We start from the raw sequence: 19,778 nt of genomic DNA on the forward strand, positions 1-19,778 counted from the left end.
GTACTAAGCGCGGGAATCAAGCCACTAAGTGGCTTTTCTTCCCGTAAGGTCAATTGCTTAGGACTTACCGTCAATAATTTTCGGTGTAACGAAAATCAACAACTCACGTTTACTATCGGTTTTCTTGGTGTTGCGGAAAGCTTGCCCTACTACTGGCAAATCGCCTAACACAGGCACTTTACTACCGCTCTTGATTTTATTTTCTTCGTGTACCCCACCTAACACAATGGTTTGACCATTTTCTACCAATACCCGCGTTTGAACTTGGCGTGTATCAATACTGGGCACATTCGCATAGACCGTACCCACCGTATCTTGATTAACCTTCAAATCCATTGAAATATGTTCATCAGGGGTAATTTGTGGCGTAACTTCCAAACTCAAGACTGCTTTCTTAAACGATACACTGGTTGCACCACTGGAGGATGCCTCTTGATAAGGAATCTCCACACCTTGCTGAATCACCGCTTTAGTTTGATTTGAAGTGATGACGCGTGGCGTGGAAACAATCTCACCTTTACTCTCCGCTTGTAAGGCAGATAATTCCAAATCTAACAAGAAATCAGAAGCCAAAATTGAGAAGCCAAACGCACCTGCAGCACCGGCCACAGGCAAGTTCACACTCAAGCGATCACTTAAACTAGGCACGGTAGACGGTGTTGTTGTGGTCGTTACACCGGCTGCATTGGTGGTACTGGTAGAACCGTTATTATAGAAACTATTGGTTCCCGCTAAATTCCCCATCATGCCTTTGGAATCACTATTGGTCCATTGCGGCGTCACACCAAAGCGTGCGCCTAATTGCTTACCAAATTCATCATTCGCAATGACAATGCGAGATTCAATCAACACCTGTTGCACCGGCACATCTAAAACTTTTAAGAGTTCGCGAATTTCTGCAACCTGCGTTGCAGTATCTTGAACTAATAAAGTATTAGTACGCTCGTCGAACGACACGCTACCGCGGCTAGATAATAATGAATGGCCTGCATCACCATCCGTACCTGCAGCACGTTTTTCGATTAAAGTCGCTAACTCACTGGCTTTAGCAAAGTTTACTGGAATATATTCAGTCACCAACTTCTCAAGTTCAACTTTCTTTTTAGCGAGTTCAAGCTCCTGCGCTTCTTTGGCATCTAATTCAGTATTGGGTGCTACCCAAATAACATTACCATTTTCACGCATTCCTAGGTTTTTAGACTCTAAAACAATATCTAAAGCCTGATCCCAAGGTACATCTTTTAAGCGCACCGTAATATTGCCGCTGACTGTATCACTCACCACAATATTTTTATTCGTGAAATCAGCTAATAATTGTAAGACTGCACGGACTTCAATATCTTGGAAGTTTAAAGATAATTTCTCACCACTAAAGGTTTTTTTCTTTTTATCCGCTAAAGGATCCGCCTTTTTGGCCTTTACTTTATCTACATAAACCTTGTAAACATTGTTTTTACGTTCAGTGCGATAAGTAAAATCCTCACTGGCGGTAATATTAACCTTACCATCTGCACCGCGCTGCGAAATTTGGACGCTGGCAACCGGAGTGGCAAAATCAACCACATCTATATTCTTTTGCCAATTAGGCGGCACATCCATGTCTTGTAATAACAAACTCAGATTATTTGCTGATCTATCATCTTTAACAGTCACCCGACTATTAGGCAGAATTAAAGTGATTTCAGCACCGCCCTCTGAATTACGTCTGAAATCCACTGAACGCAAAGCATTTACCGAAACCGGCGCATAATGCGCTGAGGCTTGTCCCCTAGCAGGTGAAGGTGGCATAGAGCGTGGCGCTGGTGCAGCAGGTACAGGTGGCGCAGGTCGTGGTGCGGACATAGCAGGTGGGGCTGACGCTTGCCCCTGCGCTAAAGCTTTAGGCGCTGGCAATTCTGGCACATTGGCCGGCATATCGGCTGGAATTTTAGGTCCTACGCTAGGCTTACTGGAGGGATCTTTATACCATTGATAGGTTTCATTCGGCTTTAGACCTTTAGCGGCAGCTTGATCTTTAGCCTCTGGAGCAGAAGATTGAGCGCCATTCGTACCATCAAATAATAAAACTAAATCTGAGCCTACTTGTTCAATGCTATAATCGACTAACTTATCAACATTAAATACTAAACGCGCTTGACCTTTATTACTAGCTGCATTCACTGAACTAATAATACCACGCTTAGTCTGATTCTTTCGAGCACTGGCCGATACCTCTACACCCGGGAAGTCGAATACTAATCGTGAGGGATTAGTCATAGTAAAGCCCTTAGGTGGTGTCACTGGCTCACTGAAATTGAGCATAACCTCCACTTTTCCAGCAGCGGCCTCATTAATACTAATATTATTCAATTGAGCACCCGCTAAAGCCAGCGGCCCATAAAGTAATAGCGTTGCCGCTAGTACCGACTGGATGGGGGTTTGCTTTATTATTTTCATTATAGCTAACCTTATTATTATTATTGGGATTTATTCGGATTGGAGATTGCTAGCTCATTATCACGTTCCTTGTAACCACCAAAGCCATTATCTACAATCTCTAATAAGGTAATACCAACTTCCTTGACATTAGTAATTTTTCCATAGTTCTTGCCTATGTAATTACCTTTTCTGACACGATGAATGGTTCCATCGGGAACTTTAATTAAAGCCCATAAGTCATTATCTTTATAAACCGTTCCAACCATACGTAAACCATCTAACGGATAGTTCTCTAATAATTCGGTTTCACGGTTCTTATCTAACTCTACTGAGTCTGGCATTTTCTGCTCTTCTTTTTTTGCTTCAAATGTTGAAGCATCAAAAGGATCTTTATCATGACCAGGATATTCAAAACGCATATAGGGCTTCATAGGAGGAATGGGTTCGATGGGTGAAGCAGGCCTTGCTTTTACTTCTTCCATAAACGCATTCAAATCAGACATACCCTGATCACAAGCTGACAAGAGAGTGCAGATACTCGCCAAGAGTACTAAACGACTTGCCATGGAAAAACTAATAAAATTTTTCATATAATCACTTTCTGCGGCCTGATTTTTTAGAGCTTTTTTCGTTATCGCCACTAGCCACTTTAACAGTCGTTTTACTATTCCCTGTTCTGCCATTCACCACATTATTGGTCTCGCTACCGGTGCCCGATGCAGAAGCTGTTTTGAGGTCACTATTTTCGAGATACCGATAGGTTTTTATAATGGCTTCCATGCGTAAGCGCTTTTTAGTGACAAGATCTTTTTCCTTATTAGCATTAACTTTCGCATCCTCAGGTTTTAACTGAATATTATGAATAGTCACAATACGAGGCAGTGCAGATATATCACTGACAAAGGTTGCTAATTCTTTATAAGAGCCTAAAGCATTCAACTTAATCGGTTTCTCTGCATAGAACTCTTTACTTTCCTCTGCTAATGGTTCGAAGAGTTCAATTTCCAAGCCGTTTGAAACACCTTTCTCAGAAATATCTAAGATTAAGGCTGGAATTTCAGTACTACTTGGCAACTGTTGCATCATATTGCCAAATGATAACTCCATTTCTTTTAATTGATCTTCATAGGCTGATAATTGGCTAGCACGCTTTTGCTTTGTTTCAAAAGTAGAACGTAGCTCTTTCTCTTTACCTTCAGCTGAAGACAACTCATTAATGCCATCCGTAATAACCAGCTTGTACCCTAAGAATAAAATCAACGCCATTATGGCCAGCATAGCTAATAATTTTATCGGCCAAGGTGCATTACCGGGATCCTCAGCAAGATTATTAATTGCTTGGAGATTCATTTTTTGATGCCTCACTGCCAGATAGATTATTTTTATTTTCTGTTAGGAGCTGCTGTACATCTAACTTAAAATCACGCAGTGGAATAACACCTTGCTGATTAGCATCATTTTCCCGTGCAACAGAAATAATATTCAAATTTGAGGAGCTGAGCCATTGTGAGGCATCTAAGCTATTCATATAGCTTGATACTCTTGCATTCGATTCAGCTTTACCTTCCACTTTCACCAAAGTACCATCTTGCCTTAAGCCTTCGAGATACATCCCCTCTGGTAAAGCTGTTGCCATTTCATCAAATAAATGCACAATTGCTGGCCTAGTACTTTGTAGATTTTCAATAATCTGCATCCGACTTAATAAGGCTTGTTTCGTATTGTCTAATTTTTTAATGGTTTCTATTTTCAGGTCTAATTGTGAAATTTCTTGAGTGAGCATTTGATTACGCTGTTGTTGATGCTCAACAGCCATTCCCATATACATATTTCCCAAGAAAACTAAACCTGCGGCAAGTGCTCCACTTAAGCCCAATAGCGTTAGGAACTGCTTTTTTCTACGCTCGCGCTCTTTATCACGCCAAGGTAAGAGATTTAATCCAGCCATTAATCTAGCCCTCTCAAAGATAATCCTGCAGCAATCAATAACGCTTGCATATCATTAGTAAACCGTGCGGGGCTGACTTTTGTACCCAAGGCCACATTGACAAAGGGATTCACAATTTTTACTGGCGTTCCAATAACGGCCTGAATTTGCTCATCAATACCAGGAATGCGCGCACATCCGCCAGATAATAAGACCTGACTTACACCTTCCCGTTGGCTAGAGGCATAGTAAAACTGCAAGAAACGATGCAACTGACCGACCATATTGTCTTTGAAAGGATCTAAGACTTCTGAGATATAATTCTCAGGTAAGTGGCCTTCTTTCTTAGCCAAACCTGCTTCCTGCCATGTCAAACCATAGCGGTGCATAATCTGCTCTGTTAATTGGCGACCACCAAAGGCTTGTTCGCGTGAGAAAGTCAGGCGGCCTTGCTCAAACACCGTAATACTGGTCATGGTTGCGCCAAAATCGACCACGGCGACCGAATCATATTGCTCTAATTCATTCGTTAAACGGCGCAATACTTTTTCTAAGGCATGGGTCTCGGTATCGACGATATCCACGGTTAAGCCAGCCATTTCTGCGGCGGCAACGCGCACTTCAACGTTCTCGGTGCGTGTCCCAGCCAATAAAATATCGACTAGCTCCGGGCTTTTACGGGAAGGCCCAAGAATTTCGAAGTCATAACTGACCTCATCCATGGAGTAAGGAATATGTTGATCCGCCTCAATCGCAATTTGCGCCTCCATTTCACCTATCGGGATAGAACCCTGCATGGTGATAATTTTGCTAATGGCCATCGAAGTAGGCACTGCTAAAGCACAGTGTTTAAGTCGTGTTCGACTTTCACGCAAAGCTTTACGAATGGCCTCACCCACGGGTTCAGGATCGACAATGTCTTTTTCATTGCAGACTCCTTCAGGTAGTGGAGCTACCGCATAACTTTCAATACGGTATTCACGGCCACGACGCGCCATTTCCACTAACTTGATGGCTGAAGAGCTGATATCAATGCCCAGTAAGTTGGGCTTGCGGCTATAAAATGAAAACACGGCTTCTCACGTCTTATTTTTGTTATTAAGTTTGTGATTATGGTAGCGTTCGACTTAAAAATAGTCTACTCTGCCCTCTTGTGTGATGCGGTGTTTTCAGATAAACGGGGAAGCTCAAGACCGACTTTAACGACCTCAGATAAAAACAACAATCACCTTATTTTTTAGGCTTATTTTGCCTTAACAACCATATATAACTTATAAAAACTCAGGTTGGCTTGATTCTTATGCGCTTGCTTTTAAAGCTCATCTCAGCTCTGTTTAGTAGCTTATTCACCTTAATGATGTTTGCCCTATTAGGCCTTACAGGTATTTACCTATATCTCACTCCACAATTACCTGACCCACAATTATTAAGGCAGATGGAAATACAGATTCCATTACGTATTTATTCAAGAGATAATAAGCTGATTGCTGAGTTTGGCAGCCAGCGCAGCCGTCCTGTGACCCTCAATGAAATTCCTGAGAAATTACGCCAAGCCTTTATTGCCATAGAGGATTCGCGTTATTACGACCATGCAGGAATTGATATTGTTGGTGTTTTTCGTGCCTTGAAAAGTGTCGTATCCACCGGCTCAGCTTCCCAAGGTGCCAGTACCATTACTATGCAATTAGCACGTAATGCCTTTTTAGACAATGACAAAACCATTCAACGTAAATTACGTGAGGTATTATTAGCCTTACGTATTGAACAAAAACTTACTAAACAAGAAATATTAGAACTTTATCTAAATAAGATTTATTTAGGCAATCGGGCTTATGGTATTGCCGCCGCCGCAGAGACTTATTATGGCAAAGACCATTTAGAAGATTTGACGCTGGCACAAATGGCTATGCTGGCTGGATTACCGAAAGCACCTTCACGCTATAATCCTATTGCGAATGAATCACGCTCTATGATTCGGCGCGATTATATTTTAAAGCGAATGCAAGAATTAGGTTTTATTACTCAGCAAGATTATTCAAAGGCCGTGCGTGAACCTAATACCGCTACCGTACATGCCCCTGATATTCAAGTTTATGCACCTTATATGGCGGAAATGGTGCGTCGCACTTTATTTGAACAATATGATGAAAAAGTCTACACCCAAGGTTTGCATGTTTATACGACCCTCGATTCAAATTTACAAAGCTATGCAGTAAACGCCTTACGTCAAACCCTTGATGAATATGATCAGCGTCATGGGTATCGTGGCCCAGAAGAGCGTTTGAATTTGGCGGACTTTAAAGAGCGCGATGATTTATTAGACAAGCTTTCGACTTATCAGCCAGTAGGTGATTTACAGGCTGCTGTTGTTTTAAAAACCGGTAATGAGCGCGCGGATGTGTTGTTATTAAATGAACAGGCTACCAGCTTTCATTTGGCCGATGTGGCGTGGGCGCGTGCTTTTATTGAGTCAGATAAGCGCGGCCCTGCGCCTAAGCGTGTAAGTGATGTCTTAAAAGTGGGTGATGTCATTCGTGTGCGCCCAGCCAAACCCTTGGAAACACCTGAGACGAAAACAAGCACTACCAAAGCTCCCATCACAAATTCCGAATGGCAATTTAGCCAAATTCCTAAAGTGGGCGGCGCGTTGATTTTAATGGATCCGAAAAATGGCGCTTTACGAGCCGTCATGGGCGGCTATGATTTTGAATATACTAAGTTTAATCGTGCCACCCAAGCCATTCGCCAACCTGGCTCAAGCTTTAAACCCTTTTTATACTCAGCCGCCATTTCTAAAGGCTATACCCCTGACTCGATTGTCAATGATGCACCTATCACAATTATTACGGAGGATGGTAAAACGTGGGAACCGAAAAATTTTGGCGGCAAGTATATTGGCCCAACGACCTTACGCGAGGCACTGACAAAGTCACGTAATTTAGTGTCTGTGCGTCTTATTAAAGAAATTGGCGTTCCTTATACGACTACTTATGCTCGACGCTTTGGTTTTCCTGAAAAGGATTTGCCCCAAAACCTAACCTTGGCGTTGGGGACTGCCATGACGAATCCCTTACAAATGGCTACCGCTTATGCGACCTTCGCGAATGGTGGTTTTAAAATTGAGCCAAATTTCATTACTAAAATCCAAGATAATACGGGCAAAATCATTTACGATGCGATGCCGTTTACTAAACGTGTTTGTGGCGATAATGTCGATACCTGCCCTTTGCGTATCGCCCAAGAGCAGGAAAGCGGCGTGCAAGGGGCGGCTGGTGTAACCAAGCAACCTGATAATATTATTAATGCCAAAAAGCCAAGTGAAACCGAGCCTCCGACTCAGACCAACGAACCGCAAGTGCCAGCAGCCCAACGCATTATGGATTCACACACCCATTTTCAAATTGTGGATGTCATGAAAGATGTCATTCGCATCGGTACGGCTTCTCATGCGGGCAGAGCTTTAAAGCGAGACGATATTGCTGGAAAAACCGGTACAACGAATGACGAGCGCGACACGTGGTTTTGTGGTTTTAGCCCTGACTATGTGGCGGTAGCGTGGTCTGGTTTTGATGATATGTCACGTTTAGGCAATGGCGAAACCTCAGGTCGATTAGCAGTCCCTATGTGGACACGCTTAATGCAAAATGTACTCAAAGATGTACCCGAAAGACCGTGGGTAGAGCCGCCTGTGTTGCAAACGGTTAAAGTAGATGCTATCACTGGTTCCTTAGCTAACGACCAAACCACCACTATAGTAGAAGAAGGTAAAGCCTTGCCGCCTAAAAACGATGTGATTGCGCCCAAGAAAACGACACCCCGTTTTGAATTTACGGATACACGCGGCAATGACCCAGCGGAAAACGCGAACCGCGCCACACCAGCAGCCCCGCGCGTCATTCGTAAAGAGGTTGTTGAAATCCCTGAGCAAATTTTCTAATGAGCTTTAATGAAAAAAATATCCGTCAGCTAGTCGCGGATGAGACAGCACGCTTAATTTTTGATGAAGGCTATCGCGATTATCGACTGGCTAAGCTAAAAGCTGCTGAACGACTCGGTGCAAATCAAGCCGGTCAACAACCCAGTAATGACGAGATCGAAACGGCTCTGCAAGAATATGTGCGTTTAGTCGATCCTGTCGAACAACGAAACCGCCTACGCCAACATCGACAAATCGCTCTGGAAGCATTGGATTTTCTGAACGAGTTTCAACCTTACCTTACAGGCTCGGCTTTAGAGGGTACCAGCGGGCCGCATTCGCCTGTGACGCTGTATCTACAAGCCAATCGAGCTGAAGATGTGATGTTCTTTTTAGAGGATCAGAATATTCCGTTTCAAACACATGAACGTAAATTGCGCTCCGGAAAAAAGCAGGAGTATTACCCTTTATTACGCTTTTTCGTCGATAATGTTGAAGTAGAATTAATGATCTTCCCAGATGATGGGCGCGATGCACACGCCACTTTAAATCCACAAACCGGCAAAGCGTTGAAGCGCGCTGATTATCGCAAGCTTAAAGAATTACTAGAACAGCCTGAGGAGAATACGCCTTAGGCCTTACGGCCAAACTCATGTACCGCATCAACTAATACCTTCACATTCTCGGGTCTAATGTGTTGGTGGATGCCGTGTCCTAAATTGAATACATGCCCGCTTGGCTGCCCAAAATCAGTGACAATTTGCTTTACCTGCGCTCGAATGGCCTCAGGTGTGGCATAGAGTACACAAGGATCCATATTGCCCTGCAAAGCCACTTGTTGACCAACACGCGCATAAGCCTCGGCAATATTAATCGTCCAGTCTAAGCCTAAGCCATCACAGCCCGTTGCTGCCATGCTTTCCAGCCATTGTGCCCCGCCTTTAGTAAATAAAATGACCGGAATAGTTTGACCTTCGTACTGACGCGTTAAGCCTTCAACAATACGCTGCATATACGCTAAGGAAAATTCACGATAAGTAGTCGGTGTTAAACTACCGCCCCAAGTATCGAAAATCATTACTGCCTGCGCGCCTGCTGCAATTTGCGCATTCAAATAGGCGGTGACGCTACTTGCTAATTTATCCAAAAGTAAATGTAAAGTGGCAGGATCGCTATACATCATGCCTTTAATTTTAGCAAATTCTTTGCTGGAGCTACCTTCCACCATATAAGTAGCCAAAGTCCAAGGACTACCCGAGAAACCAATTAAGGGCACTCGGCCATTGAGTGCTGCGCGAATTGTGCGCACTGCATCCATGACATAACGCAATTCGTCTTCAGGATCAGGAATAGGCAAGGCTTCAATAGCTGCTCTCGTTTGTACAGGCCGTTCAAAACGTGGCCCTTCACCCTCTGAAAAATACAAGCCCAAACCCATGGCATCGGGAACGGTTAAAATATCAGAAAATAGAATGGCGGCGTCTAAATCAAAACGTTCTAAAGGCTGCAAAGTAACTTCGCAAGCAAGCTCTGGATTGCGACACAAATCCATAAAACTGCCTGCTTGTTGGCGAGTGGCGCGATATTCAGGCAAATAACGCCCGGCTTGACGCATAATCCAAATAGGAGTGGTATCAACAGCTTGCTTTAATAAGGCACGCAAAAAACGATCATTCTTTAGCGGCGTAGCAACCATGTATACACTCCAAAAAGACTGAGCACACCAGCTTGTGGCTCAAAAAGGAAGACTGGCTTAGCTGCCTAATCCAGCTTTAATCAAACTACTTACTTTACTCATATCAGCACGGCCTTGCGCCTTGGGTTTTACCCATGCCATGACCTTGCCCATATCTTTAGCAGAACTAGCACCCGTTTCAGCAATTGCCTGTTGCACTAAGACATTTAACTCGGCCTCAGTCAAAGCTTGCGGCAAATATTCTTGGATAATGTCAATTTCGGACTGTTCAGCGGCGGCTAAATCAGCACGACCACCGTCGGTGTATTGGCGGATAGACTCACGGCGCTGTTTTACCATTTTGTCCAAAATCGCCAAGATGGTTGTATCGTCTAACTCAGTACGGGTGTCGACTTCCTGCTGCTTCAGTGCGGCCAACATCAGACGAATGACACCCAGACGCGCCTTATCGTGGGCGCGCATGGCAGTTTTCATGGCTTCGGTGAGTTCTGTTTTTAAGCTCATTTTATTTTCCTAAACCAAGTGAACCGAGTTGACTGCAATCCAACAATTACAGTACTACTCCGATTAATACATTCTGACGCGACGGTTCAAATCACGAGAGATACGCTTTAAATTGCGTTTAACCGCAGCAGCACGTTTACGCTTACGGATAGAGGTTGGTTTTTCATAGAACTCGCGCGCGCGAACTTCAGCCACCACACCTGCTTTTTCACAAGTACGCTTAAAACGACGTACCGCAATTTCAAAAGGCTCTGTATCTCTTACTCGTACACTTGGCATATTTTCAATAATCTCAATCAGTTAGAATCGTTTAAAATGAATCCATAGGTATCACCACGAGGTGGTGCATTTTAGTAAACGCGTAATTATACGCGCTCTAGCGCCAAATGTAAAAGCGACACTGATTTTTTTACGATGTTTCAATAAATTCGCCGTATAAAATTAATGAGTGACCGCTAATCTTAAACCCATGTTGCTCGGCAATTTCCCCTTGGCGCTTTTCAATCAACTCATCGCAAAATTCCACGACCTTACCAGTGCGTAAACACACCATGTGATCATGATGATCCTCTGACGCAATTTCAAACACTGCCTGCCCACCTTCAAAATGGTGGCGGTTAATTAATCCTGCCGCCTCAAATTGCGTCAAAACCCGATACACGGTTGCCAATCCGACCTCTTCACCGTTTGCCAACAGCGTGCGATAAATATCTTCTGCGCTGAGATGGCGATCCGTCGAATGTTCTAATAAATCGAGGATTTTTAGGCGTGGCTGAGTAATTTTCAGACCAGCGCGTTTAATATCTTGCTCTTCCACCCTGCACTCTCCATTCTGAATGGTCTATTATGGCAGCCACACAGCATTACTAACATATACTGAACAACTTAGATAAAGCTTATCATGATCAAAACTATTCTTTCAGTTTCACTCGCAGCCCTCTTGCTGACCAGTTGTGGTATTTACCGTATGGATATCCAACAAGGTAATTATTTGGCCGAGGAGCAACTCGCTAAAGTTCAACGTGGCATGAGCCGCACAGAAGTGCAGGATATTTTAGGTACACCTTTATTAGCTGACGATTTTCGGCAAAATCGCTGGGATTATATCTTTTATTTAAAACCCGGTAGCGGCACGCCTAAACGTAGTGGCGTAACTATTCTGTTTAGTGATGCTGGTACAGTAACGGAGATTCGCCGCGACTAACTATCAAGCTAAGCCCTTTCTTCAAAAGGGCTTATTTTTCTTCGCCACCTGAACCTTTTTTCATTTGCTTACCCTCTGCCGCACGTCGTTTACGTACCTCTTTCGGATCAGCTAATAAGGGGCGATAAATTTCAATCCGATCTTTTACCCGCACTACCGTATCTAACTGGGTTACTTTGCCAAAAATACCGACACTCAATTTTTCCAGCTCCAGTTCAGAATAACGACTTAATATACCACTGGCTTGAATCGCTTCACGCACAGTCGTGTTAGGCGCGACCTGAACTTGCCATAAAATTTGTTCCTGTGGCAAGGGATAAACCACTTCAATAGAAATCGATTCAGACGGCTGCTTTTCCATAAACATCTTGTGCACGTGCTACAAAAGAATCCACCAAAGAATCAATCGCTTGATTAAACACTGGCCCCATCACCATTCCCGTGAGCTTATTAGAAAATTCAAACTCAATATCTAATAACACTTTACTCGCTTGGTCACCAAGCGCTTGAAAACTCCACTGACCGTGTAATTTCTTGAACGGCCCATCCACTAAGGTCATTTCGATAGTACGATTAGGAATAACGCGATTGAGTGTAGTAAAGCTTTTATCAAAACCACCTTTAGCCACCTCAATACTGGCCGTTACCTCCGTTTCGCTGCGTGCTAATTCTACTGTATGGCGACACCAAGGCAAAAAATTAGGGTAGTCCAGAATATTATCCACCAAGGCATACATCTTTTCAGCAGAATAAGGCACCAGTGCGCTACGAACGATATGCGGCATACAATTTCCTTTATCTCGACCTGTCGGCCAACTCAGCTAATTCATATTACGCCCAGAACACGCTATCATCATCTGAATCTTGCATTGATAGAAACCCATATGGCAAAAACAAACAAAAAAGCAGCGTCTGGTAGTAAAACCATAGCACTCAATAAAAATGCTCGCTACGAATATTCCATCGAAGATACCTATGAGGCTGGTGTAGTCTTACAAGGTTGGGAAGTCAAAAGTATTCGTGAAGGGCGTGTGCAATTACGCGATAGTTTCGTCATGCTGCAACAGGGCGAAGCATTTTTATTTAATGCCTTGATTACGCCACTGATTTCGGCCTCCACCCATATTATTCCCGAATCGAAACGCACCCGAAAATTACTCTTACACGACTATCAAATAGCTCGCTTAGGCAGTGCGGTAGATCGCAAAGGTTATACTGTTGTCCCTACGGCTATGTATTGGAAAAATAATCGCGTCAAAATTGAAATTGGCTTAGGTAAGGGTAAGCAAACACACGATAAACGTGCGACTGAAAAAGAGCGCGATTGGAATCGTGAAAAATCGCGAGTGATGAAAAAGTAATGACTGAGCGCTTGGATAATTTGTGTATCGTCATGGTACACACCTCGCATCCGGGCAATATAGGTTCGGCTGCACGAGCCATGAAAACCATGGGCGTAAAAGATTTGCGCCTCGTTCTGCCCAATCGTTTTAACTCTCCCGAAACCAAAGCACTAGCCTCAGGTGCGGATGATATTCTGGATAATGCACGGATTTGCGATAACCTACGTGAAGCCTTGGTCGATTGCCATTATGTAATGGCGACCAGCGCCCGTTCTGAGCGTAGTCTGCCTTGGCCACAAATGAATGCGCGCGAAGGGGGAGTACATGTCGCTGAACGTTTAACGTCACAAAAAGTGGCACTGGTATTTGGGCGCGAACGTACAGGTTTAACTAATAGCGAACTAGAGCATTGCCATGCTTTGGTACATATCCCGATGGCCTTTGACTTTTTCTCGCTTAATATTGCCGCGGCCATTCAATTACTGTGTTACGAATGCCGGATGGCCGTTTTACAAACTCATCCGCAAATCCCACCACTAGGTGCAGAACAGGAATTACCTGCCACTCACGAAGCGCTAGAAGACTTTTTTGAGCATTTGGAAAACACCCTCATCGAAACACGCTATCTTGACCCTGAGCATCCACGCTTGCTCATGCGCCGTATGCGCCGACTCTTTGGACGTGCTGCTATGACCGAAAATGAGGTGAGTATGCTGCGTGGCATGTTGGCTTCGTTTCAAGGTAGAAAATTTCAGCCACGAGATGCTTAAAAATACTTGCCAAGCGAGAAGAGTTTGCATAAAATGCGCGACTTCAACGCCGGTATAGCTCAGCTGGTAGAGCAACTGACTTGTAATCAGTAGGTCCTCAGTTCGATTCCGAGTGCCGGCACCACATTTAAAAGGCTGCATTTATTGCAGCCTTTTTTATTTCCACTATCTCAACATGCTAGGTGTTATGCTTTATTACGCATTCGCCACTAAATCACGATAAACGTGCCAACTGGCCTGTGCCACCACAGGTGCAGCCACAATAAGCCCCAAGTAATAAGTAAAAATCCCAAGGCCAATCAATACTGCAACCGTCATTGCCCACAACGCCATGGTTTTCGGATTTTTCAAACATGCACGGATACTGGTATTGACTGCTGTTACGATATCAGCTTTACGATCTAGCATGAGGGGCACAGTCACTACGCCACTGACAAAAGCACCCAAGGCAAACAAAAAACCCGTGGCAAAAAACACCAATAAATACGCAGGGCCACCTGCTAACTTAGCAATGGTCATGGTCAATTCAAACGACGAAAGACCCGCTAGATTAGCTTGATTAAAAAAAATACCCATCACCACGACACTGACGCGAATCCAAACAAACATAACCGCACTTAAAGCCAAGGCATAAAGGATTAAAGCAAACATATTGTGTTTAATGGCCAAGGCCGACTCAAATAAACTAACCGGCTGCCCCTTTTCAATCTGGCGGCTAATATCGTACAAACCTAAGCTCAGAAACGGGCCTAATAAGAGGAAGCCTGCGACTGCAGACAGTCTAAAACTGGGGCTAATATCGCTAAGACGCTCAAGAAAAATGCCAATAATGGCAAAGATAAAACCATAAACTAGGCTGTGCATGGGGCTATGCTTGAAATCTTGCCAACCTTGCCTGAGCCATTTCGATACATAACTGGGATTTACTACATTCACCGGCGCACCGCCAAACAACAAACTGGTACTCGGCGCTTTTGCATCAATCACGTGCTTACTATTATAGGGCTCGCTCATCAACCGACTCCTCGTTTAAGTAACAACGTCTAATTTACTCCTGCACTTCTAGTATCCACGGAATATCGAGATAACTCAAACGAAACCCGCATTATTTCAAATCGAATACGCTATAAAAAGTAAAGCGCCTTCAAGGCGCTTATTTTGCTTTAATGGTCTTTCGAGGCCGCCCGCGTTTTCGCTTGTCGATCTGCGCCTCTTCGAGCTCAGCCTTACCCCAATTAATCAAGCTTTCCTGCAAATAAGCGACCATTTCATTTAAACGTTCACTTAACGCTTGTTGATAATTCTGCTCACGCCGCCGAGACAGATCCAGATCGAGCTTGAGTTGTTGAATTTCTGCACTATAACGTGACTTGCACTCTTCTAAACTAGCCTTAAGTTCAAGAATACGGGTCTCGTAGCTGAGTTTTTGCTGACGCAAATCCTCGGCGGCTCGACTTCGCACTTCGGCAAGACTAGCGGATATAGCACCTTTAGGGCGACCACGCTTTTTAATAATAGAATCGGTCATACTGAATGGATTTGTCCAAAGCAATCATTGAAGGAGGGTTTGCGGAAGCTCCTAACGTTATAATGCAACCATACCTAGTAAGAAATAGATCAAAGACTACACAAAACGTTACGATTTGTAAAATCGTATCCTGATGTATTTTTAAACGCTTTTCCTTGACCTATTAGGTAAAAATATTAAGTTTTTCAAACTCTAAAAAATATTTAAAGCTTAAGAGACTAAGCTTAACTGCCTTTATACCCTATGCAATGTTACGATCTATCCAACAAACATCTTAAAAGGATAATGATGCGTTTTAGGCAGATGGGATGGCTAACAATTGGCCTATCTTTAACCAGTCCCAGCTTATTGGCGGCTAATAAGGATTGGCCAGTCTGTGCAGCTCCCAGCACACCCAAGCGTCCTATTCTGCGCCCCGAAGGTTTAGATAAAATGGCAGTTTATCTGGAGGCGGATCAGGCTTTATTCCGTGAGAAGGGGCGTTCAGAATTACAGGGACAGGTTTATTTATCACAACAAAATCAACATATTTATGCAGGACGTGCGACATTTAATAAACAGACCGGAGACATCACAGCCGAAGAAGGCGTGCATCTTCAAACTGATACAGCACAAGTGGATAGCCAAGCCCTGCACTACAATTTTCAAACTGGTATAGGCCAATTAAGCGAGGTTGCCTATTTACTTAATGATGCACAAGGTCGGGGAACTAGCAAAACGTTTGTACAAGCCAGTAAAACGCTGACACGCTTAAGTGATGCAACTTATACCACTTGCCCACTTGGCAATACGACTTGGCAATTAGAAGCAAAAAGCTTAGAACTGGATCGCGCCACCGATAAAGGGGTGGCACGTCAAGTTAAGTTATCCCTCCACCAACAGGCGATTGCTTACCTACCCTATTTTAGTTTTCCTTTGAGCGACAAACGCCAATCTGGCTTTCTGACGCCGAATTTTGGTAGTGATGAGAAAAGTGGCATTCGTGTTAGCCTGCCTTATTATTGGAATCTCGCGCCCAATTATGACCTGACCTTAACTGGTAATTTATTATCAGAACGTGGTTTAAAAACAGATGCGGCTTTCCGTTATTTATTTGAAGGCCATCAAGGAAGTCTCGATTATGAAATTCTACCCCATGATCGGCGCTACCAAGACGAAACACGCTCTTTGTTTCGCATTGACCATCAAAGCCACATAGCCGATGGTGACTTAAAGTTACAAGCCAGTGGCGTGTCCGATTCTGATTATTTTAATGATCTCGGCAGCTCGCTCGCCGCTAGTAGCACAGTCAATTTGGAGCGCACCCTAAGCTATGTAAAAACCCAAGAAGATTGGACTGTATCCGGTTTAGTTCAAGATTATCAAATCCTTGATAACAGCACAGAAGTCTATGCTCGACTGCCTCAATTAGCCTTTAGTTATGCGCATGAAACGGAAGAAAATCAGTTAAAGCTTTATGCTTCCGGTGAATACACTTATTTCACTAAAACTAAAGCTACGAATGGGCAGCGTATGGATGTACAAGCGGGTTTAAAAAAGCGTTTTGGGAATAGCTATAGTTATGTAACACCTGCACTGAGCGTTGAGCACACGCATTACCAACTCTCTGAAGGCGAGAAAACCCATTTATCGCGTAGTTTGCCCACCGCCTCACTGGATAGTGGCCTTTTCTTTGAACGCGATGTTTTTAAAGGTCAACGTCTCCAAACCTTAGAGCCGCGCTTATATTACACGTTTACCCCGTTTAAAGATCAAAGTGACATCCCTATTTTTGACACGGCGAAACGCACCTTCAATTACAGTCAATTATTCAGTGATCGTCTATTTTCGGGTAAAGATCGGATTGCGGATGCTAATCGCTTATCCGCTTCGCTCACCACACGCCTGCAACTTCCTAGCAAGGGACGTGAAATTTTTAGAGCCAGTATTGGTCAAATTCATTACTTCGATGCGCGCAAAGTGACGTTGCCAAGCGAAACGCCATCCAGCGGGACAAACTCCGAAGTGGTGATGGAAATAGCCGGTGAATTGAATGCCCTAACACGTTTAAGTGGCACGGCCTTTCTGGATACGGGTAGTGATGAAATTAGTGCCAGCCAATTGCGGCTTAATTATCACGATCCCAAACAACGCCTCTTGAATCTCGGGTATGGGCAACGTAAAGGTGATTATGAAGCCGCTCATGTCTCCTTTGCAGCCCCTGTTTCACAGCACTGGAAAGTCGTTGGTGCTTATGAACGCGATTTACAAACCGGACGTTCGCTAGAGAGTTTAGGTGGTTTAGAATACCAGAGCTGTTGTTGGAAAAGCCGTCTTGCATCACGCCGCTATTTGCTATCTGATAATGAAACTTATGATAATGCGTTTTTTGTCGAATTTGAGCTAAAAGGCTTGGGCAATTTCGGCAGTGGCACACGCAATCTTTTGGAAAATCGAATTTATGGTTATGAATAAAACAAGTTTAAGCACCCGTAAAAAGATGGCAGCGGTTCTGCTGTTGGCCACGACACTCGGTCTCAATGCACTCATACCTACCCAAGCTGAAATGCTGGATAGTATTGCCGTAGTGGTCAATAAAGATGTGATTTTGCAAAGCGAAATCCAGCAAAAAATGCGTTTTTTAAAGGCCAGTGATCCTGCCGCTAGCAAACTACCGCAACAAGAACTCATGCAAACCGCCGTCGATAGCTTGATTATGGAACGTTTACAGGTGCAATTTGCGAAGGAAAACGGCTTACAAGTCGACGATAATAGGCTAGATGCCGCGATGACTAAGATTGCGGCAAATAACAAAATGAATCTAGCCACCTTCAAAAAAGCGGTAGAAAGCCAAGGCATTAATTATGCGATGTTTCGTGAGCAAACCCGCCGCAAACTCTTGATTGATGGTTTGCGCAACCAGCAAGTCGGTGGAAAAGTGAAGGTTTCTGAACGTGAAGTAGAAGACTTAATCAGTAGCCAAAGCAATAAGCTCACTGCGGGTGAACGCTATCATTTGCAGCATATTTTGATTGCTACACCGCAGAATGCCTCGCCGCAACAAGCCAATGCCGCACGCCAAAGTGCTGAACAAATTCGTCAGCGTGTAGCAAAAGGTGAAGATTTTGCCGCACTGGCACGCGAATTCTCTGATAATAATGCAGCCGCCCAAGGCGGTGACTTAGGTTGGCAAGCCGCAGAAAATCTACCGCCTGCTTTTACGCGCGCACTGGCACTCATGAAGCCGGGCCAAGTGTCTAACGTGATGCGCGATGCGGCAGGCTTTCACGTGCTACGCCTTGTCGAGCGCCAAACCAATAAGTCGCCTGCTGTACAAGACGACGCATTACGCCAAAAAGCAGCGGATTACATCGGTGATCGCAAAGCTGAAGAACAATATCGTGCATGGCTACAAAATCTACGCGGCAAAGCTTATATTGACTATCGGATTCCAGTCGCAAAACCCAATTTGCCCTTGCAATAAAGGATACTCATGAAACGACGCTTACGGTTGGCTTTAACCACCGGCGAGCCTGCTGGTATTGGCCCTGATTTAACGCTGATGTTGGCCAGTCAGATTCATTGGGCCGGCGATATTATTGCCATCGGCGACCCCGATGTTTTGCGCGCCCGTGCTCGTTTATTGAATTTAAACATTCGTTTACGACCTTACGAACCAGACCAACAAAAGCGTGCTTGCCAGCCGGGCGAATTATTTGTCCTCCCCATAAGCTGCCCTGTCCCTTGCATCCCTGGTACTTTAGACACGCGCAATGCAGCTTATGTGCTGGAGCTACTCCAACGAGCGGTTAGTGGCTGCCAAAGCGGCGAGTTCGTCGGTATGGTTACCGCCCCTTTACACAAAGGTATCATCAATGATGCCGGTGTGCCTTTTACCGGACACACCGAATATTTGGCACAACTTACTGATGCGCCGCTGCCTGTCATGTTATTAGCGGCTGGCAAATTAAGGGTTGCGTTGGCAACCACCCATCTACCCCTTGCTAAAGTGAGCCAAGCGATTACGCCGAAACTGCTGCGCGATGTGCTGCGTATTTTGGATCACGATTTGAAAAGCAAATTTGGCTTAGCAAATCCACGTATTTTAGTGAGCGGCCTAAACCCTCATGCTGGTGAAGGCGGCCATTTAGGGCGTGAAGAGTTGGATACCATTATCCCTACCGTACGCCAATTACAGCAAGAAGGTTTAAACCTCACGGGACCATTGCCTGCGGATACGTTATTCACACCGCGTTTATTAGAACAAGCCGATGCCGTTTTGGTGATGTACCATGATCAAGGCTTGCCAGTTTTGAAATACGCAGGATTTGGTAATGCGGTGAATATTACCCTCGGTTTGCCAATTATTCGCACTTCAGTCGATCATGGCACTGCACTCGATTTAGCTGGTACAGGGCGCGCTGACACGGGCAGCTTACAAACAGCCATTCAATTAGCCTTAACACTAGCTCGTCAAAAGCAGTAGACATAAA

Annotated in this window: 21 protein-coding genes and 1 tRNA gene; 9 read left to right on the forward strand and 13 right to left on the reverse strand. The window is 44.3% G+C overall.

The window, feature by feature from the left end:
- Positions 1-57: 57 nt before the first annotated feature.
- The 5 genes from A3IE_RS0109010 to pilM are packed head-to-tail and all read right to left on the reverse strand — an operon-like array spanning position 58 to position 5,418.
- Positions 58-2,436: a type IV pilus secretin PilQ gene (locus A3IE_RS0109010; RefSeq protein WP_020395288.1), complete on the reverse strand. Its 2,379-nt coding sequence runs from the start codon at positions 2,434-2,436 to the stop codon at positions 58-60.
- A 20-nt stretch (positions 2,437-2,456) separates the two neighbouring features.
- The gene (locus A3IE_RS0109015) at positions 2,457-3,008 is read right to left on the reverse strand and encodes a pilus assembly protein PilP (RefSeq protein ID WP_020395289.1); all 552 of its coding nucleotides are present in this window, start codon (positions 3,006-3,008) and stop codon (positions 2,457-2,459) included.
- Between the two features lie 4 nt (positions 3,009-3,012).
- Positions 3,013-3,768, reverse strand: a complete 756-nt coding sequence (locus A3IE_RS0109020; RefSeq protein WP_020395290.1) for a type IV pilus inner membrane component PilO — start codon at positions 3,766-3,768, stop codon at positions 3,013-3,015.
- Positions 3,749-4,366, reverse strand: coding sequence for a PilN domain-containing protein (locus A3IE_RS0109025; protein WP_020395291.1), 618 nt, complete (start codon positions 4,364-4,366; stop codon positions 3,749-3,751). Before A3IE_RS0109025 ends, A3IE_RS0109020 begins: the two co-directional genes overlap by 20 nt.
- Positions 4,366-5,418, reverse strand: a complete 1,053-nt coding sequence (gene pilM, locus A3IE_RS0109030; protein ID WP_020395292.1) for a type IV pilus assembly protein PilM — start codon at positions 5,416-5,418, stop codon at positions 4,366-4,368. The genes A3IE_RS0109025 and pilM overlap by 1 nt, the downstream gene beginning before the upstream one ends.
- Positions 5,419-5,645: 227 nt before the next feature.
- On the opposite strand from pilM, the gene A3IE_RS20265 reads away from it, so the two are divergent.
- Positions 5,646-8,282: a penicillin-binding protein 1A gene (locus A3IE_RS20265; RefSeq protein WP_020395293.1), complete on the forward strand. Its 2,637-nt coding sequence runs from the start codon at positions 5,646-5,648 to the stop codon at positions 8,280-8,282.
- On the forward strand, positions 8,282-8,896 hold the full coding sequence (locus tag A3IE_RS0109040; RefSeq protein WP_020395294.1) for a hypothetical protein: 615 nt from the start codon (positions 8,282-8,284) through the stop codon (positions 8,894-8,896). The genes A3IE_RS20265 and A3IE_RS0109040 overlap by 1 nt, the downstream gene beginning before the upstream one ends.
- On the opposite strand, the gene hemE is transcribed toward A3IE_RS0109040, so the two are convergent.
- From hemE to fur, 4 genes are all read right to left on the reverse strand, one after another.
- Positions 8,893-9,957: a uroporphyrinogen decarboxylase gene (hemE, locus tag A3IE_RS0109045; RefSeq protein ID WP_020395295.1), complete on the reverse strand. Its 1,065-nt coding sequence runs from the start codon at positions 9,955-9,957 to the stop codon at positions 8,893-8,895. The genes A3IE_RS0109040 and hemE overlap by 4 nt on opposite strands.
- A gap of 57 nt (positions 9,958-10,014) precedes the next feature.
- Positions 10,015-10,461: a GatB/YqeY domain-containing protein gene (locus A3IE_RS0109050; RefSeq protein ID WP_020395296.1), complete on the reverse strand. Its 447-nt coding sequence runs from the start codon at positions 10,459-10,461 to the stop codon at positions 10,015-10,017.
- Between the two features lie 63 nt (positions 10,462-10,524).
- Complete coding sequence (gene rpsU, locus A3IE_RS0109055) at positions 10,525-10,740, reverse strand: 30S ribosomal protein S21 (protein ID WP_020395297.1); 216 nt, start codon at positions 10,738-10,740, stop codon at positions 10,525-10,527.
- Between the two features lie 130 nt (positions 10,741-10,870).
- Entirely contained in the window at positions 10,871-11,278 is a 408-nt protein-coding gene (gene fur, locus A3IE_RS0109060; RefSeq protein ID WP_020395298.1) for a ferric iron uptake transcriptional regulator, read from the reverse strand.
- Between the two features lie 84 nt (positions 11,279-11,362).
- On the opposite strand from fur, the gene A3IE_RS0109065 reads away from it, so the two are divergent.
- Complete coding sequence (locus A3IE_RS0109065; RefSeq protein WP_020395299.1) at positions 11,363-11,665, forward strand: outer membrane protein assembly factor BamE; 303 nt, start codon at positions 11,363-11,365, stop codon at positions 11,663-11,665.
- Between the two features lie 31 nt (positions 11,666-11,696).
- Here A3IE_RS0109065 and A3IE_RS0109070 read toward each other — a convergent pair whose 3' ends face one another.
- Positions 11,697-12,026, reverse strand: coding sequence for an RnfH family protein (locus A3IE_RS0109070; protein ID WP_020395300.1), 330 nt, complete (start codon positions 12,024-12,026; stop codon positions 11,697-11,699).
- A complete protein-coding gene (locus A3IE_RS0109075; protein ID WP_020395301.1) occupies positions 12,007-12,450 on the reverse strand; it encodes a type II toxin-antitoxin system RatA family toxin in 444 nt (147 codons plus the stop codon). Before A3IE_RS0109075 ends, A3IE_RS0109070 begins: the two co-directional genes overlap by 20 nt.
- A 99-nt stretch (positions 12,451-12,549) precedes the next feature.
- Here A3IE_RS0109075 and smpB point away from each other — a divergent pair, with 99 nt between their 5' ends.
- The 3 genes from smpB to A3IE_RS0109090 all read left to right on the forward strand — a co-directional run bounded on the left by smpB (position 12,550) and on the right by A3IE_RS0109090 (position 13,902).
- A complete protein-coding gene (gene smpB / locus A3IE_RS0109080; RefSeq protein ID WP_020395302.1) occupies positions 12,550-13,026 on the forward strand; it encodes an SsrA-binding protein SmpB in 477 nt (158 codons plus the stop codon).
- Positions 13,026-13,778, forward strand: a complete 753-nt coding sequence (locus A3IE_RS0109085) for an RNA methyltransferase (RefSeq protein WP_020395303.1) — start codon at positions 13,026-13,028, stop codon at positions 13,776-13,778. The genes smpB and A3IE_RS0109085 overlap by 1 nt, the downstream gene beginning before the upstream one ends.
- A 48-nt stretch (positions 13,779-13,826) precedes the next feature.
- Positions 13,827-13,902, forward strand: a tRNA-Thr gene (locus tag A3IE_RS0109090).
- A gap of 71 nt (positions 13,903-13,973) precedes the next feature.
- Here the strand turns inward: A3IE_RS0109090 and A3IE_RS20270 are convergent.
- Together A3IE_RS20270 and A3IE_RS0109100 are read right to left on the reverse strand one after the other, a co-directional pair.
- On the reverse strand, positions 13,974-14,792 hold the full coding sequence (locus tag A3IE_RS20270) for a DUF2189 domain-containing protein (RefSeq protein WP_020395304.1): 819 nt from the start codon (positions 14,790-14,792) through the stop codon (positions 13,974-13,976).
- Positions 14,793-14,931: 139 nt separating this feature from the next.
- The gene (locus A3IE_RS0109100; RefSeq protein ID WP_020395305.1) at positions 14,932-15,306 is read right to left on the reverse strand and encodes a hypothetical protein; all 375 of its coding nucleotides are present in this window, start codon (positions 15,304-15,306) and stop codon (positions 14,932-14,934) included.
- Between the two features lie 303 nt (positions 15,307-15,609).
- Between A3IE_RS0109100 and A3IE_RS0109105 the strand changes: the two genes are divergently transcribed.
- The 3 genes from A3IE_RS0109105 to pdxA are packed head-to-tail and all read left to right on the forward strand — an operon-like array spanning position 15,610 to position 19,771.
- On the forward strand, positions 15,610-17,760 hold the full coding sequence (locus tag A3IE_RS0109105) for an LPS-assembly protein LptD (protein WP_169333054.1): 2,151 nt from the start codon (positions 15,610-15,612) through the stop codon (positions 17,758-17,760).
- Positions 17,753-18,769, forward strand: a complete 1,017-nt coding sequence (locus A3IE_RS20275) for a peptidylprolyl isomerase (RefSeq protein WP_169333055.1) — start codon at positions 17,753-17,755, stop codon at positions 18,767-18,769. The genes A3IE_RS0109105 and A3IE_RS20275 overlap by 8 nt, the downstream gene beginning before the upstream one ends.
- 9 nt (positions 18,770-18,778) lie before the next feature.
- Positions 18,779-19,771: a 4-hydroxythreonine-4-phosphate dehydrogenase PdxA gene (pdxA, locus tag A3IE_RS0109115; RefSeq protein WP_020395308.1), complete on the forward strand. Its 993-nt coding sequence runs from the start codon at positions 18,779-18,781 to the stop codon at positions 19,769-19,771.
- The last annotated feature ends 7 nt before the right edge of the window (positions 19,772-19,778 follow it).

The organism is Thiolinea disciformis DSM 14473 (assembly GCF_000371925.1).
GTDB lineage: Bacteria > Pseudomonadota > Gammaproteobacteria > Thiotrichales > Thiotrichaceae > Thiolinea > Thiolinea disciformis.